The organism is Pseudomonas agarici, assembly GCF_001543125.1.
In the GTDB taxonomy this organism is placed as follows: Bacteria; Pseudomonadota; Gammaproteobacteria; order Pseudomonadales; family Pseudomonadaceae; genus Aquipseudomonas; species Aquipseudomonas agarici.
Window position 1 is genome coordinate 5,027,830 of the sequence record NZ_CP014135.1, and the last position, 15,272, is coordinate 5,043,101.

Annotated in this window: 13 protein-coding genes; 9 read left to right on the forward strand and 4 right to left on the reverse strand. The window is 59.4% G+C overall.

The genetic code is table 11. The annotated features are described in order from the left end of the window. On the forward strand, positions 1-242 hold a 242-nt coding region (locus AWM79_RS21985; RefSeq protein ID WP_156430183.1), incomplete at its 5' end, for a DUF2931 family protein. After that, positions 229-885 carry a DUF2931 family protein gene (locus AWM79_RS21990; protein WP_060783779.1) on the forward strand — a complete coding sequence of 219 codons (657 nt, stop codon included), beginning with the start codon at positions 229-231 and terminating at the stop codon, positions 883-885. The genes AWM79_RS21985 and AWM79_RS21990, both read left to right, overlap by 14 nt. 455 nt (positions 886-1,340) lie before the next feature. Here the strand turns inward: AWM79_RS21990 and dnaQ are convergent, their stop codons facing one another. The 3 genes from dnaQ to AWM79_RS22005 all read right to left on the reverse strand — a co-directional run bounded on the left by dnaQ (position 1,341) and on the right by AWM79_RS22005 (position 3,452). Continuing rightward, complete coding sequence (dnaQ, locus tag AWM79_RS21995; protein WP_017134077.1) at positions 1,341-2,096, reverse strand: DNA polymerase III subunit epsilon; 756 nt, start codon at positions 2,094-2,096, stop codon at positions 1,341-1,343. Next, positions 2,089-2,541: a ribonuclease HI gene (rnhA, locus tag AWM79_RS22000; protein WP_017134078.1), complete on the reverse strand. Its 453-nt coding sequence runs from the start codon at positions 2,539-2,541 to the stop codon at positions 2,089-2,091. Before rnhA ends, dnaQ begins: the two co-directional genes overlap by 8 nt. Positions 2,542-2,693: 152 nt before the next feature. After that, positions 2,694-3,452, reverse strand: a complete 759-nt coding sequence (locus AWM79_RS22005; RefSeq protein ID WP_017134079.1) for a methyltransferase domain-containing protein — start codon at positions 3,450-3,452, stop codon at positions 2,694-2,696. 74 nt (positions 3,453-3,526) lie between these two features. Between AWM79_RS22005 and gloB the strand changes: the two genes are divergently transcribed. The 7 genes from gloB (at position 3,527) to AWM79_RS22040 (ending at position 13,327) form a co-directional block, all read left to right on the forward strand. Further along, positions 3,527-4,306 carry a hydroxyacylglutathione hydrolase gene (gene gloB / locus AWM79_RS22010; protein ID WP_060784033.1) on the forward strand — a complete coding sequence of 260 codons (780 nt, stop codon included), beginning with the start codon at positions 3,527-3,529 and terminating at the stop codon, positions 4,304-4,306. 99 nt (positions 4,307-4,405) lie between these two features. After that, the gene (locus AWM79_RS22015; RefSeq protein WP_026013420.1) at positions 4,406-5,809 is read left to right on the forward strand and encodes a transglycosylase SLT domain-containing protein; all 1,404 of its coding nucleotides are present in this window, start codon (positions 4,406-4,408) and stop codon (positions 5,807-5,809) included. A 133-nt stretch (positions 5,810-5,942) separates the two neighbouring features. Continuing rightward, entirely contained in the window at positions 5,943-7,772 is a 1,830-nt protein-coding gene (locus AWM79_RS22020) for an extracellular solute-binding protein (protein WP_060783780.1), read from the forward strand. Beyond that, positions 7,769-9,613: an extracellular solute-binding protein gene (locus AWM79_RS22025; protein ID WP_060783781.1), complete on the forward strand. Its 1,845-nt coding sequence runs from the start codon at positions 7,769-7,771 to the stop codon at positions 9,611-9,613. The genes AWM79_RS22020 and AWM79_RS22025 overlap by 4 nt, the downstream gene beginning before the upstream one ends. 4 nt (positions 9,614-9,617) lie before the next feature. Next, the gene (locus AWM79_RS22030) at positions 9,618-10,691 is read left to right on the forward strand and encodes a microcin C ABC transporter permease YejB (protein ID WP_060783782.1); all 1,074 of its coding nucleotides are present in this window, start codon (positions 9,618-9,620) and stop codon (positions 10,689-10,691) included. A 1-nt stretch (position 10,692) separates the two neighbouring features. Continuing rightward, entirely contained in the window at positions 10,693-11,712 is a 1,020-nt protein-coding gene (locus AWM79_RS22035; protein WP_060783783.1) for an ABC transporter permease, read from the forward strand. 1 nt (position 11,713) lies between these two features. Continuing rightward, complete coding sequence (locus AWM79_RS22040) at positions 11,714-13,327, forward strand: ABC transporter ATP-binding protein (protein WP_017134086.1); 1,614 nt, start codon at positions 11,714-11,716, stop codon at positions 13,325-13,327. 83 nt (positions 13,328-13,410) lie between these two features. Here the strand turns inward: AWM79_RS22040 and AWM79_RS22045 are convergent, their stop codons facing one another. After that, entirely contained in the window at positions 13,411-15,270 is a 1,860-nt protein-coding gene (locus AWM79_RS22045) for a SurA N-terminal domain-containing protein (RefSeq protein WP_060783784.1), read from the reverse strand. Positions 15,271-15,272: the final 2 nt, after the last annotated feature.

Sequence of the window (15,272 nt, forward strand, 5' to 3'; positions counted from 1 at the left end):
CGGCGGACCAGGAAAACGTAACTCTTTATCGCAACAGAATAACGCTGGGCATGGCCCCTGGTGGCATCGTCAAAGTTTGGGTAGGAGCGGGTTGTCTAGGGTTCAAGGAGGTTGGTCGCTTTCAGGCCGAGATCGAGGCTCTAGGACCTTATAGAGGCAAGAGCAACGGTAAATACGTGCCGATAGAACCTGAGAACAAAGCCTATATCGACCAGCACGGTATTCCCTATGGCACCTGGTAAACACGCGCAGCGTCTAGGCCTGTTGATCGGTCTGTTATTAAGCCTGAGTGCCTGCGCCAGCGGTCCGAAACCAGCCGCCCCACCCAAGTTACCTTACAACAGTTGGTACGTAGGTCTGGCCGCGCCGCGCCATATGGAAGTTTGGGTTGAGACCGTGGATGTGCTCGACCAGCGTGGGCTGGCGTTCTTTCGTGTACATGGCGGGGTCGCCGGCTACACCCGCAATCCAGAGGGTTGGCACAACGGCGGGGGAAAAATGAAACCGATCAACAACGTTGACCTGCCGGAACGGATCTTCCTGCGCTGGCAATCACTGGTGGAGCCGCAAGCCTACAGGATCAGAATCCCAATTCCGCAGTGGGTGCGCGATGAGATGGTCAAGCCGGAGCGGGTGTTTTGCGCGGCGGACCAGAAAAACGTAACTCTTTATCGCAACAGAATAACGCTGGGCATGGCCCCTGGTGGCATCGTCAAAGTTTGGGTAGGAGCGGGTTGTCTGGGGTTCAAGGAGGTTGGGCGCTTTCAGGCCGAGATCGAGCCGCAAGGGCCCTATCTGAACGGCAACGGTATTTATTATCGGGCGCCGAATCCTAAGGCTCAGACCTATATCGACCAGCACGGTATTCCCTATGGCACCTGGTAAACACGCGCAGCGTCTAGTGGCCTATGCTCTATTAGTCGATTTCGGCACCGCCCGCCCCTGGCCGGCGTTGCTCCTCCTCGCTATAGGCTGGCTATGATTCGTCACAGCGTCTTGGCCATGAACTTCTGGCATCCGAACTTTAACTAACTAACCATACAGACCACTAGTGCATCAATTGCACTTTTAAGTGCTACGCGATAGTTTGCCAGAGGCGTTTACATCATGATCAAAAACCAGAGCCTCCTAAACTTCTATTAGAGGAAGTAATATAATCAAGAAATGACCGCGAGATAATAACCAATTATTTAACTCAAGGTGTCTTCTCGCCGCTTTATAGAGCCACTAACACTACCGAACAGTGGCACCGCGACTCGATCAATTGAAAAGAAATTAGGCAAGCGTGGTAGCCATAGCCGGTGATGCCCTATGGCTACCCATGTGAAACGTCAACAGACTCAGCGCACCTGCGACTCAGCGTCGGCCAGTTGTGTCCAGAGCGCGGGCGCTCCGGCGGACTTGGCGATGACCTCCAGGCGAGCCAGGTGTTCGGCCAGCTCGCTTTCGCTGGCGCGGATGATCCGGCTCGGCGCACGGTTCGCCGGCAGACGGCGAATTTCAGTGGCCTGGTTACCCGAACCTTCGCCGGAGCCATTGCCGTCGGTAGCGTTGCCGGCCAAGGACAGGCTGGTCTGGCCACCGGTCATGGTCAGGTAGACGTCGGCGAGAATTTCCGAGTCGAGCAAGGCGCCGTGCAGTTCACGGCCGGAGTTGTCGACGCCATAACGCTTGCACAGGGCGTCGAGGTTGTTGCGCTGCCCAGGGTGGCGTTCTCTGGCCATCATCAACGTATCAAGGATGCCGCAGTGCTGGCTGATATCGGCACGGTCGTGCTGCCCCAGCAAGGCGAATTCGTTGTTGATAAAGCCAACGTCGAACGCCGCGTTGTGGATGATCAGTTGTGCGCCCTGGATGAACTCGAAGAACTCATCGGCCACTTCGCCGAAACGTGGCTTGCCCACCAGGAACTGATCGGTGATGCCGTGGACGCCGATGGCACCCTCGTCGCTCTCGCGGTCCGGTTGCAGGTAGACGTGGAAATGCCGGCCCGTCAGGCGGCGGCCCATCAGTTCGACACAACCGATCTCGATGATCCGGTGACCATCGGTGACCGGCATACCGGTGGTTTCGGTATCGAGTACCACACTACGCATGTTTGACTCCTCGCACTTCATCCACGCCACGATTAGCCAACTGGTCGGCGCGCTCGTTGCCATGATGACCGATGTGCCCGCGCACCCACTTCCATTTCACGCTATGACGGTTGACCTGCTCGTCGAGCAGTTGCCACAGATCGGCATTTTTCACCGGTTCCTTGGCCGCAGTCTTCCAGCCACGCTTCTTCCAGTTGACCATCCACTCGGTGATGCCTTTCATCACGTATTGGGAGTCGGTCACCAGCAATACCTCGCACGGCCGTTTGAGCTCCTCCAGGCCACGGATCGCACCCATCAGTTCCATGCGGTTATTGGTGGTGTTGAGCTCGCCGCCCCAGAGTTCTTTCTCGATACCCTTGCACACCAGCAGCGCGCCCCAGCCACCGGGACCGGGATTGCCCTTGCAGGCACCATCAGTGAAGAGTTCAACGCTATCGCTCATTACAACCTTTCCATCGAAAATTGCCCTGTGGCCCGCTGGCAGTTGGCCGACGACACTCGGATCGGAAGGCCCGATCCCTTGGAAAAAAACATGATCTGGTGGCCTGTGCGGTGAGTTCGTTAGCTCAAATTCGGCGGCCACACGTCAGACCACTAGGGTTCGCTGTGGCGTCGGTTGACCTTGGCCATCGGCAGCGGCACCAGCTTGCCGATCGATTCGCGCCGCACTTGCCGCACAGGCCGCAGGCCGACCACGATCTTGCGCGCCACCAACAGGTAGAAGCCACCGCCCAGCAACTGCCAGCCGCCGGCAACCCGCTCCCAACCCGCCAGTCGTGCCTGCCAGGCCGGTGAGGCCAGCGGCGGACGATAACATCCGAAGCGGCGTTTCTCCAGCGCAAAGCCCAGCAGGTTCAGCCAATCAACGACCCGTGATGGTGAAATGCATCGGGCCTGGCGCAGCGCATCGTGGGCAAACACGTGTCGCAGCCCCCAGGCACTCCAGGGGTTGATCCCGATGATCAACAGGTGCCCGCCAGGACGCACGCTGGCGGCGGCTTCGCGCAGCAAGCCGTGGGGCGACAGGCAGAAATCCAGGCCGTGTTGCAGCACCACGACATCGGCCGCGTGTTCGCTCAACGGCCAGGCCCGCTCTTCGCAGACGATCTCCACCCCCGGCAGCGGTGCGCCCAGACGCACCGTGCGACGGACCTGCTGCGCTTGGGGCGGGGTTTCGGCGGACGGGCCGTAATGCACCAGGTAGCCGCCAAAATAACGCCCGAGTTCATCCTCAAGCATACGCCGCTCTTGCGCGAGTAGCAGCTGCCCCAGCGGTCCGGACAACCACTCACGGGCCGCGCTGATCAGTGCCAGCCAGTCCGGATCAGCCTGAGCGAACGCTTTATCGGTCATTGCTTACTCCTACTCGCCATGAGTCCTTCCCAGGCTCTAAGATGCGCCATTGTTTTCCGTTTGGCGACTTTCACATGATACAGATCGATGCACTGCCCGCCTTCACCGACAACTATATCTGGTTGCTGCAGGACAACGCCCGGCATCGCTGCGCGGTGGTCGATCCGGGCGATGCGATGCCGGTATTGGCCTGGCTGGAACAGCATCCAGGCTGGCGACTGGAGGATATCCTGGTCACTCATCATCATCATGATCACGTCGGCGGTGTCGAACGTCTGAAACAGCTGACCGGTGCCCGCGTGCTCGGTCCCGCCACCGAAAACGTCCCGGCCCGCGACGTGGCGCTGGACGACAACGACCAGGTCAATGTACTCGGCCTGGAGTTCCAGGTGTTTGCCGTGCCCGGCCATACCCTGGGTCATATTGCCTTCTATCATGAGACTGCCGACACACCGCTATTGTTCTGCGGCGACACTCTGTTCGCCGCCGGTTGCGGGCGCCTGTTCGAGGGGACACCTGAACAGATGCATGCGTCCTTGAGCCGACTGGCGGCCCTGCCGGCCAGCACCAAGGTCTACTGCACCCACGAATACACCCTGAGCAACCTGCGTTTTGCCCAGGCTGTCGAGCCGCACAATCCGGACATCGCCGCGCGCCTGACACAAGTCAGCCAGTGGCGGGCAGAGAGTCGGATCAGCCTGCCTTCGAACATTGCCCTGGAACGGCTGACCAACCCGTTCCTTCGGGTCGGAGAAACATCTGTTAAAGAAAAAGCAGACGAACGGAACGACCTCGATAATCAGTCGCCGAGCGAGGTGTTTGCTGCCCTGCGAGGCTGGAAAGATAAGTTCTAATCTGTGGTGCGGTTGGCACAAAAATTCTGAATGGTTGACCGCACCCTGAGCGCTTTCTAGAATCCCCCGACATTTTCGCCCGGAACTACCTTCCAGCCAATGTCGTCACTTAACCGAAAATCCATCAATAAAGACGCGTTGACGCGATTGGCTCAAGCTATCGCGGTGGCTGTGTCCGCCACCCTGGCGGGCTGCCAAAGCTTTCATCATCCGGCAGATAACAGCACCGAACCGGCCCCGAACCTCAGCGCCAGGATCAAGCAAAAACCCATCTGGCTCGGCGAAAAAGCCAACCCAACGCCACCTCAGGATGTCTGGGAGCGCATGCGCCAGGGCTTCAAGCTGCAAGATGGCCTGGGGGTGAACCCGCGTATCGAACAGCAGCGCTTGTGGTTCGCCAGCAACCCTTCGTTCCTGGAAAATGCCGGCGAGCGCGGCACCCTCTACATTCACTACATCGTCGAGCGCCTCGAAGAGCGCAATATGCCGCTGGAACTGGCGCTGTTGCCGGTCATCGAAAGTGCCTACAACCCGATGGCCTATTCACGTGCCGATGCAGTGGGCCTGTGGCAATTCATCCCATCCACCGGGCGCTATTTCAACCTGCGCCAGGATCGCTTCTACGACGGTCGTCGCGACATCACCGCCTCGACCCTCGCGGCGATGAACTATCTGACCCGCCTGCACGATATGTTCAACGGCGACTGGCTGCTGGCCCTGGCGGCCTACAATGCCGGTGAAGGCACTGTCAGCCGGGCGATCGAGCGTAACGAAAAGCTCGGCCTGCCCACCGACTACTGGAACCTGCCGCTGCCCCAGGAAACCCGTGACTACGTGCCCAAGCTGCTGGCCCTGTCCCAGGTGGTCATGGCGCCCGAAGCCTACGGCGTGAACCTCAATCCAATTGCCAACGAGCCTTATTTCGCTACCGTCGAAGTCAATCAACCGATGGACCTTTCTCGCGTCGCGGCCCTGGCCGAGATCGACGAAGACGAGATGATCCAATTGAATCCGGCCTACAAACAGAAGGCGACCCTTGATGGTCCGCAACACCTGTTGGTGCCGAGCTCCAAGGCACAATTGCTGACCGCCAGCCTGTCGAACCTCAAACCCGAGGAACTGGTCAGCTTGCGGCCAAAAAAGCCGGTATTCGAAAACGTCGCCAGCAATGACCCGGTACGCCTGAACCGCCGCTACAAGGTCAAGAACGGCGACAACCTGACCTCGATCGCCAAGGCCAACAAAGTTGATGTCAAGGACTTGCAGCACTGGAACAAGTTATCCGGCCAGAAGCTGAAGATCGGCCAGACCCTGGTCATGCAGGACAATGTCCGGGCTGAGGCCAGCCAACAGGCCACGACTTACAAAGTCCAGAAAGGCGACTCGTTGTACATCGTCGCCAAGCGCTTCAACCTTGAGATGCAACACCTCAAGCGCCTCAACCCGCGCACCGGCCAGGCCTTGAAACCAGGCCAGATCCTGACGGTTTCCCAGTCGCGCTGAGCCCCGCCGGTAGCGAGCGGGTTGGCCGCTCGCTACCGGATCAACGTCTTGATCCGTGCCTTTTTCCTGTCGATACAAGCTGTTAAGGTACGATCCACATAGCCCAAGCTGCCTGGATCGGATCTCTGACTTGATGCGTCCTCTCCTTCTGCTCTTCATCAGCCTGGCCTTGAGCTCTCCCGCAAGCGCGACGATCAGCGAAAGCCATGGTTATGCGCAATTCGGCACGCTCAAGTACCCCGCCAGGTTCACCCATTTCGATTGGGTCAATGCGCACGCGCCCAAGGGCGGCACCTTGCGGCTCATGGCGCTCGGCACCTTCGACACGCTCAACCCCTATACCCTCAAGGGCACCAGCCCGGTCTCGACCGCGAACTTCTTGCAATACGGCATCAACGAGCTGAATGAAACCCTGATGGTCGGCACCGGCCAGTATGCCCCCTCTGGCGACGAACCGACCTCCAGCTACGGATTGATCGCACAATCGGTGGAATACAGCGAGGATCGCAGTTGGGTGGTGTTCAATCTGCGTCCCGAAGCGCGCTTTCACGATGGCACGCCAATCACCGCCGATGACGTCGCCTTTTCCTACCGCCTGCTGCTCAAGGAAGGTCATCCTCAATACCGGACCAACCTGCAGGAGGTTTCACGGGTCGATGTACTCGGACCGCGACGGATCCGTTTTGTCTTCAAGCGCTCGGGCAATCCATTGTTGATCCTGCGCCTGGGCGAATTACCAGTAATGGCGCAGCACTACTGGCAGAGTCGCAACTTCCAGGCGACGACCTTCGAGCCACCACTGGGGAGCGGCCCCTACCGCATTACTCAAGTCCGGCCCGGCCGGCAACTGATATTCGAGCGCGTGAAGAACTGGTGGGGCGAGAACCTGCCAGTCAATCGCGGCAAATACAATTTCGACCGCGTCGAAGTCGAGTTCTATCGTGATAGCAACGTTGCCTTCGAAGCCTTCAAAGCGGGTGAGTTCGATATCTACATCGAACACCAGGCGAAGAATTGGAACTCGGGCTACCACTTTCCCGCTGTCGCTCGCGGCGAGGTGATCAAGGCACAGATTGCCCACCAGATCCCGACCCAAACCCAAGGCCTGTTCATGAACAGCCGTCGCGGAGCCTTTGCCAAGGACAAAGTGCGCGAAGCCATGGGGTTGATGTTCGACTTTGAGTGGGCCAACCGGACTCTGTTCGGCGGCGCCTACCAACGCGCCCTGAGCTATTACCCCAACAGCGAATTTGCCGCCAGTGGCCTGCCGCTTGGGCAGGAATGGCTGCTGCTCTCGCCATACCGGAATCAGTTACCCAGCGGTCTGTTCAGCCAGCCATTCAGCCTACCCCGGACCGACGGTCGCGGCATTCCTCGCGAAACCCTGCGCCAGGCCTTGGACCTGTTGAAGGAGGCAGGCTGGAAACTCGAAGGCCAGCATCTGCTCAATAGCGCCGGGCAGCCGCTGCGCTTCGAGATCCTATTGGTCAACCCGAACCTGGAGCGGATTCTGCAACCCTATATCGAGAACCTCGCCGGCATCGGTATAGACGCCCACCTGAGAACAGTGGATCGTGCCCAGTACAAGCAGCGTCTCGATCAGTTCGATTTCGACATGATCCTGATGACCCTTGACCAGACCCTCAGCCCAGGCCTTGAACAATGGCAGTACTTTCACTCCACGCAAGCGGCCATCAAGGGCAGCAAGAATTACGCGGGCGTTGCCAACCCGGTGGTCGACCATTTGCTCGACGTCCTGCTGGCGGCCCACTCAAGGGACGAACAATTGGCCGCGGGACGTGCCCTTGATCGGGTACTGTTATGGCACCACTACATGATTCCTAATTGGTACCTCAATTATCATCGCCTGGCCTACCGCAACCGGTTCGCTTTCATCACCACCCCGCCGTACACCCTTGGCCTGAGTGCCTGGTGGATAAAAGCTTCGGAGAAAGCCCCATGATGCCCTTGCGTGCCCTGTTGCTGTCCGCCAGCGGCCTGTTGTTGACCGGGATGATCGGTTTCGCCAGTGCCGCCCCGCAACATGCCCTGACGCTCTATGATGAGCCACCGAAATACCCCGCCGATTTCAAGCATGTCGACTTCGTCAATCCCGAGGCGCCCAAGGGCGGCACTTTTCGGCAATCGGCCTCCGGCGGTTTCGACAGTCTCAACCCCTTTATCAGCAAGGGCGTGCCGGCCGAGGATATTGGCCTGATCTACGACACTTTGGCTCGCCAGGGCCTGGACGAGCCCTTCACCGAGTACGGGCTGGTGGCTGCCAGGATCGAAAAAGCCCCGGACAACGGCTGGGTGCGCTTCTATCTGCGCCCCGAAGCCCGCTTCCATGACGGCCATCCGATGCGCGCCGACGACGTCGTATTCAGCTTCCAGACCCTGATCAAGCAGGGCGCCCCGCTCTATCGCGCCTACTACGCGGATGTCGCCGAGGTGATCGAGGAAGATCCGTTACGAGTGCTGTTCAAGTTCAAGCATACCAACAACCGGGAGCTGCCACTGATCCTTGGCCAGTTGCCAGTACTGCCCAAGCACTGGTGGGCCTCGCGCGATTTCACCAAGGGCAACCTGGAGTTCCCCCTTGGCAGCGGCCCGTACAAGGTGGCCGAGGTCAAAGCCGGACGCTCGATACGTTATGAACGGGTGAAGGACTATTGGGCCAGGGACCTGCCGATCAATCGTGGGTTCTACAACTTCGATGTGCTGACCACCGATTACTATCGCGACAACAGCGTCGCCCTCGAAGCCCTGAAGGCCGGGCAGTTCGATTACTGGCTGGAGATGAGCGCGAAGAACTGGGCGAACGCCTACAACACGCCCGCCGTGACTCAGGGGCGCCTGATCAAGGAACAGATCGCCAACGGCAATCCGACCGGCATGCAGGGGTTCGTCTACAACCTGCGCAAACCGATGTTCCAGGATATCCGCGTGCGCGAGGCCCTGAGCCTGCTGTTCGACTTCGAATGGAGCAACAAGCAACTGTTCAACGGCGCCTATACCCGTACCCGCAGCTACTTCGAAAACTCGGAAATGGCCGCCACGGACTTGCCGGACGAGGCCCAACTGGCCATTCTCGAACCTTTGCGCGGCCAGGTCCCCGAACCGGTATTCGACCAGCCCTTCCAACCACCGCTTTGTGACGGCAGCGGAATGATCCGCAACCAGCAACGCCGTGCCTATCAACTGTTGCTCGAAGCCGGCTGGCATATTGTCGACGACAAAATGGTCGACACCCACGGCAAGCCAGTGAGCATTGAATTCCTGTTGGCCCAGACCGAGTTCGAGCGGGTGCTGCTACCGTTCAAACGCAACCTCAGCGACCTGGGCATCAATCTGGTGATTCGTCGGGTCGATGTTTCCCAGTACATCAACCGCCTGCGTTCGCGCGATTTCGACATGGTCGTCGGCAGCTTCCCACAATCCAGCTCGCCCGGTAACGAGCAGCGCGAGTTCTGGATGTCGGCCAGTGCCGACAAGCCCGGCAGCCGCAATATCATGGGCCTCAAGGACCCGGCGGTGGATACCCTGGTGGAGCAACTGATCAACGCCGACTCCCGACAGAGCCTGGTGAGCCATGCCAGGGCGCTGGACCGCGTACTGCAATGGGGGTTCTACGTCATCCCGAACTGGCACATCAAGACGTGGCGCGTTGCCTACTGGGACCATATCGGCCATCCGAAAATCTCGCCAACCTATGAGATCGGCACGTCCACCTGGTGGATCAAGCCGGACGCCAAACCGGCGGTATCACTGGAAAAAACCAACAGCACAAGCGCGGAGCAATAATAAGATGCTGGCTTATATTTTTCGGCGGCTGCTGCTGATCATCCCGACCCTGTTCGGTATTCTGCTGATCAACTTCGTGATCATTCAGGCCGCCCCTGGCGGCCCGGTGGAACAGATGATCGCCAAGCTCGAGGGCTTCGAGGGCGCCACCAGCCGGATCGCCGGGGGTGGTTCGGAAGTCTCGGTAGCCGGTTCCAACTATCGCGGCGCCCAAGGTCTGGACCCGGCGCTGGTGAAGGAAATCGAGCACCTGTACGGCTTCGACAAGTCGGCGCCGGAACGTTTGTGGATCATGCTCAAGAACTACGCAACCCTGGACTTCGGCGACAGCTTCTTCCGCGACGCCAAGGTCATCGACCTGATCCGGGAAAAGATGCCGGTGTCGATCTCGCTCGGGTTGTGGAGCACCCTGATCATGTACCTGGTTTCAATCCCGCTGGGGATCGCCAAGGCCACCCGCCATGGTAGCCATTTCGATGTCTGGACCAGTTCGGCGATCATCGTCGGTTACGCCATCCCGGCGTTCCTATTCGCAATCCTGCTGATCGTGGTATTTGCCGGCGGCAGTTATCTGAACTGGTTTCCCCTGCGCGGATTGACCTCGAACGACTTCGACCAGTTGAGCCTGGGCGGCAAGATCCTCGACTACTTCTGGCACCTGGCCCTGCCCGTCACCGCACTGGTCATCGGCAACTTCGCCACCTTGACCCTGCTGACCAAGAACAGCTTTCTCGATGAAATCAACAAACAATACGTGGTCACCGCAAAGGCCAAGGGCCTGACGCAACGGCGCATCCTCTACGGCCATGTGTTCCGCAACGCCATGCTGCTGGTGATTGCCGGTTTTCCGTCGGCCTTCATCGGCATCTTTTTTACCGGCTCGTTGTTGGTGGAGGTGATCTTCTCCCTCGACGGCCTCGGCCTGATGAGCTTCGAGGCGGCGATCAATCGTGATTATCCGGTGGTATTCGGTACTCTGTTCATCTTCACCCTGCTGGGCCTGGTGGTAAAACTGATCGGCGACCTGACCTATACCCTGATCGACCCGCGTATCGACTTTGAACACCGGGAGCATTGAGATGAAATTATCTCCCATCAATCGCCGACGATTCGAACGCTTCAAGGCCAACAAGCGCGGGTGGTGGTCATTGTGGTTGTTCCTGATCCTGTTCGGCCTGAGCCTAGGCGCCGAGTTGATCGCCAATGACAAGCCGTTGCTGGTGCATTACGACGGTGATTGGTATTTCCCGGCCCTCAAGCGCTACCCGGAAACCACTTTCGGCGGTGAGTTCCCACTGGAGGCCAACTACAAGAGCCCGTATATCCGCGAGCTGATGAAGGCCAAGGAGGCCTGGGTGATCTGGGCACCGATCCCATTCAGCTATCAGACCATCAACTATGACCTGAAAGTCCCGGCGCCCGCTCCGCCCTCGGCGGACAACCTGCTGGGGACCGACGACCAGGGCCGTGACGTGCTCGCCCGAGTGATCTACGGTTTTCGCATCTCGGTGCTGTTCGCCCTGACACTGACGGTCCTCAGCTCGATTATCGGGGTGATTGCCGGTGCCTTGCAGGGTTTCTATGGCGGTTGGGTCGATTTGACCGGCCAGCGCTTCCTGGAGATCTGGTCGGGCCTGCCGGTGCTCTACCTGCTGATCATCCTCGCCAGCTTCGTCCAGCCGAACTTCTGGTGGCTGCTGGGGATCATGCTGCTGTTCTCCTGGATGAGCCTGGTGGATGTGGTCCGCGCCGAATTCCTCCGTGGCCGCAACCTGGAATATGTCCGCGCGGCCCGGGCGCTGGGCATGCAGAACGGCGCGATCATGTTCCGGCATATCCTGCCCAATGCGATGGTCTCGACCATGACCTTCATGCCGTTCATTCTCACCGGCGCCATCGGTACGCTGACCGCGCTGGACTTCCTCGGTTTTGGCCTGCCGCCAGGGGCACCGTCGCTCGGCGAACTGGTAGCCCAGGGCAAGTCCAATCTGCAAGCGCCGTGGCTGGGTATGAGTGCTTTTGCCGTACTGGCAGTCATGCTGAGCTTGCTGGTCTTTATCGGCGAGTCCGCTCGCGATGCCTTCGATCCGAGGAAATAACATGGATAACGACAATCTGATCGAAGTGCGCGACCTCACAGTGGAATTTGTCGTCGGCCAATACCGCCAGCGCGTGGTCGAGAACGTCAGCTTCGATATCCGTCGCGGGGAAACCCTGGCACTGGTCGGCGAAAGCGGTTCGGGCAAGTCCGTAACGGCGCACTCAATCCTGCGTCTGCTGCCCTACCCACTGGCGCACCACCCCAGTGGTACCATCCAGTACTCCGGACAGGACCTACTGGCCCTCAAGGAGAAAACCCTGCGACATATTCGCGGCAACCGCATCGCGATGATCTTCCAGGAGCCGATGACCTCGTTGAACCCACTGCACTCCATCGAGAAGCAGATCAATGAAGTGCTCTGTATCCACAAGGGATTGACCGGCAAGGTGGCCACACGACGCACCCTGGAACTATTGGAACTGGTGGGCATACCCGAGCCGCACAAACGCCTCAAGGCACTGCCGCACGAGCTCTCCGGCGGTCAGCGCCAACGCGTGATGATCGCCATGGCGCTGGCCAACGAACCCGAGCTGCTGATCGCCGACGAGCCGACCACGGCACTGGATGTCACCGTACAACTGAAAATCCTCGATTTGCTCAAGGAGCTTCAGGCGCGCCTGGGCATGGCACTGCTGCTGATCAGTCATGACCTCAACCTCGTGCGACGGATCGCCCATCGGGTCTGTGTGATGCAGAGCGGGCGCATCGTTGAGCAGGCAGACGGCGAGGTGCTGTTCCGCCAGCCACAACATCCCTACACCTGCGAGTTGCTAAGCGCCGAACCGCGCGGCGAGCCGGCGGCGAACCAGGCCGGCGCACCCTTGCTGGAAGTGGAGGACCTGAAGGTCTGGTTCCCGATCAAGAAAGGCCTGCTGCGCAGAACCGTGGACCATGTCAAGGCGGTGGACGGCATCAACTTCAGCCTGCCCCAGGGCCAGACTCTGGGAATCGTCGGTGAAAGCGGCTCGGGCAAGTCGACCCTGGGCTTGGCGATCCTGCGGTTGATCGCCAGCAAAGGCGATATCCGCTTCGACGGCCAGTCGTTGAGCTGCTTGTCCCAGCAACGGGTGCGACCATTGCGGCGGGAAATGCAGGTAGTGTTCCAGGACCCGTTCGGCAGCCTCAGTCCGCGCATGTGTGTCAGCGAGATTGTTGGAGAGGGCCTGCGTATCCATAAGATCGGCACACCGCCCGAGCAGGAACAGGCAATCATTGCCGCGCTGAAAGAAGTCGGCCTCGACCCGCAAACCCGACATCGATATCCCCACGAGTTCTCCGGTGGACAGCGCCAACGGATCGCTATCGCCCGGGCCCTGGTCCTCAAACCGGCGTTGATCCTCCTGGACGAACCGACTTCGGCCCTCGACCGGACCGTGCAGCGACAAGTGGTCGAGTTGCTGCGCTCGCTACAGATCAAGTACAACCTGACCTACCTGTTTATCAGCCACGATCTGGCGGTGGTCAAAGCGCTGAGCCATCAGTTGATGGTGATCAAGCATGGCCAGGTGGTCGAACAAGGGGCGGCGCAGGCAATCTTTGCCGCGCCACAGCACCGCTATACGAAAAGGCTGCTGGAAGCGGCGTTCATCACCCCCGAACCGATCGCCCCCTGATCGCCCGTGCTTCGAAGCACACCTACAAGAAGGCCGCTCGATTGAGCGGCCTTCTTGTAGGTGGTTAAGCAATATCAGCGGCTTCAGAAGCGCTTGATATCTGCCTGGCTTTCGAGTTGCTTACGATACGCGGCGAAGTCCTGTTGACCAAGACGCGACGCGAGGAAGCGACGGTAGGAGGCTTTCTCTTCATCGTTCGGCGCGGCACCTTCATTGACACCACTCAGGCGCAAGATCACCAGGCTGCCATCAGCCAAGGTCACGGTATTGAAGGTCGGCTGGTCCTTGGCTACAGGCTTGGGCATGCGGAACAGCGCCTGCAGCACGGTAGGATCGACACCTTCCTGACCACGGGTCACAGCTTCTTGTACCTTCCAGGACGACCCGGAAGGCAGCGCCTTGCCATCACGCAGGCTGGCGATCAGTCCGTCAGCCTTGACCTTGGCATCCGCTGTGGCATGTTCCTGGGTCAGTTGCTTGCGAATACTGGCGTCCACGCTCTCCAGCGGCAGTTGCTCGGGCCTGCGATGCTCCTTGGCACGCAAGACGATGACCGTATCCGGATCCAGCTCGATGGCGCTGCTGTTGGCCCCCTCGTCGAGGACTTCCGGGCTGAACGCCGCCGTCACCACAGCGCGATTCGCCGCCACACCTGGGCCACCTTCACGACCGAATGGCGCGGAGGTCTGCAGCTTCAGGTTCAGATCCTGCGCCGGCTGGGCCAGATCGGAAGCTTCGAACGAAGAGTCCTCCAGTTGTTTGGTCGCCTCGACGAAACGCTGCTCTACCTGCTGCGCTTTCAGTTCGCGGGTCAGCTTGTCTTTCAGGCTGGCAAAGGTCGGCACTTCAGGCGCTTCGACACCCAGCAGCTTGATCAGGTGATAACCGAACTCACTGCGCACCGGACCTGAAACCTGATCCTTGTTCAACGCGTACAGCGCTTTCTCAAAGGCCGGGTCGTAGACGCCAGGACCAGCGAAACCGAGATCACCGCCATTGCTGGCCGAACCTGGATCCTGGGAGAACTCCTTGGCCAGGGCGGCGAAGTTCTCGCCCTTGGCCTGACGCTGCTGGATCTCTTCGATCTTGGCCTTGGCCTGGGCGTCAGTGACCTTGTCGTTTACTTCGATCAGGATATGTGCCGCCCGACGTTGTTCCGACAGGTTGGCCGTCTCTTTCCGATACGACGCTTGCAGGTCTTCGTCCTTGACGCTGACCTGATCGAAGAAGGAAGACTTCTTCAGCTCCAGGTAATCCACCAACACTTGATCCGGGGTCATGAACTCTTTGGCGTGCTTGTCGTAGTACGCTTTGACCTCATCATCGCTGAGCTTCACGATCGAGGGGTCGGACTTGATGCTCAAAGAGGAGAAATCGCGGGTCTGCTTCTCCAGGCGGGCAAAGGCCAGCACCTGGGCATCGGTCACGAAACCGCTTCCCGCCAGACCGGCGCGCACCTGGCCAATCAGCATTTCCTGGGTCAGCATCTCGCGAAACTGCAGGCGGCTGTAACCCAACTGACGAGTTACCTGATCGAAACGGTCGGCACTGAACTGGCCGTCCACCTGGAATTCAGGCGTCATCAGAATGACCTGGTCCAACGCCGCCTCGGAGAAAGCGAATTTCGATTTCTCGGCGCCTTGCAGCAACAGCTTGCGATCGATCAATCCCTTGAGAGCGGATTCGCGTAGCATCTTTTCATCCAGCAGCGAGGCATCGAAATCCTTGCCCAGCTGTTGCATCAGCTGGCGGCGCTGCATGTCGACCGCCTGGCTCAGTTCGTTCTGGGTAATTTCCTCACCATTGACCTTGGCCGCGTCCTGACGGGTGGAGGTGGCCTGGAAAATGGCATCGAAACCGGTCAGCGCCATCAATGCGACGATGACCCCGATAATAGTCTTGGCAATCCAGCCTTGTGAATTGTCCCTGATATTTTGCAGCATGC

What these genes read in the sequence shown, in the direction of transcription:
- AWM79_RS21990 (WP_060783779.1), top strand. Translation starts at nt 229, where the DNA reads ATGGCACCTGGTAAACACGCGCAGCGTCTAGGCCTGTTGATCGGTCTG.
- dnaQ (WP_017134077.1), bottom strand. Translation starts at nt 2,096, where the DNA reads ATGCGTAGTGTGGTACTCGATACCGAAACCACCGGTATGCCGGTCACC.
- rnhA (WP_017134078.1), bottom strand. Translation starts at nt 2,541, where the DNA reads ATGAGCGATAGCGTTGAACTCTTCACTGATGGTGCCTGCAAGGGCAAT.
- AWM79_RS22005 (WP_017134079.1), bottom strand. Translation starts at nt 3,452, where the DNA reads ATGACCGATAAAGCGTTCGCTCAGGCTGATCCGGACTGGCTGGCACTG.
- gloB (WP_060784033.1), top strand. Translation starts at nt 3,527, where the DNA reads ATGATACAGATCGATGCACTGCCCGCCTTCACCGACAACTATATCTGG.
- AWM79_RS22015 (WP_026013420.1), top strand. Translation starts at nt 4,406, where the DNA reads ATGTCGTCACTTAACCGAAAATCCATCAATAAAGACGCGTTGACGCGA.
- AWM79_RS22020 (WP_060783780.1), top strand. Translation starts at nt 5,943, where the DNA reads ATGCGTCCTCTCCTTCTGCTCTTCATCAGCCTGGCCTTGAGCTCTCCC.
- AWM79_RS22025 (WP_060783781.1), top strand. Translation starts at nt 7,769, where the DNA reads ATGATGCCCTTGCGTGCCCTGTTGCTGTCCGCCAGCGGCCTGTTGTTG.
- AWM79_RS22030 (WP_060783782.1), top strand. Translation starts at nt 9,618, where the DNA reads ATGCTGGCTTATATTTTTCGGCGGCTGCTGCTGATCATCCCGACCCTG.
- AWM79_RS22035 (WP_060783783.1), top strand. Translation starts at nt 10,693, where the DNA reads ATGAAATTATCTCCCATCAATCGCCGACGATTCGAACGCTTCAAGGCC.
- AWM79_RS22040 (WP_017134086.1), top strand. Translation starts at nt 11,714, where the DNA reads ATGGATAACGACAATCTGATCGAAGTGCGCGACCTCACAGTGGAATTT.
- AWM79_RS22045 (WP_060783784.1), bottom strand. Translation starts at nt 15,270, where the DNA reads ATGCTGCAAAATATCAGGGACAATTCACAAGGCTGGATTGCCAAGACT.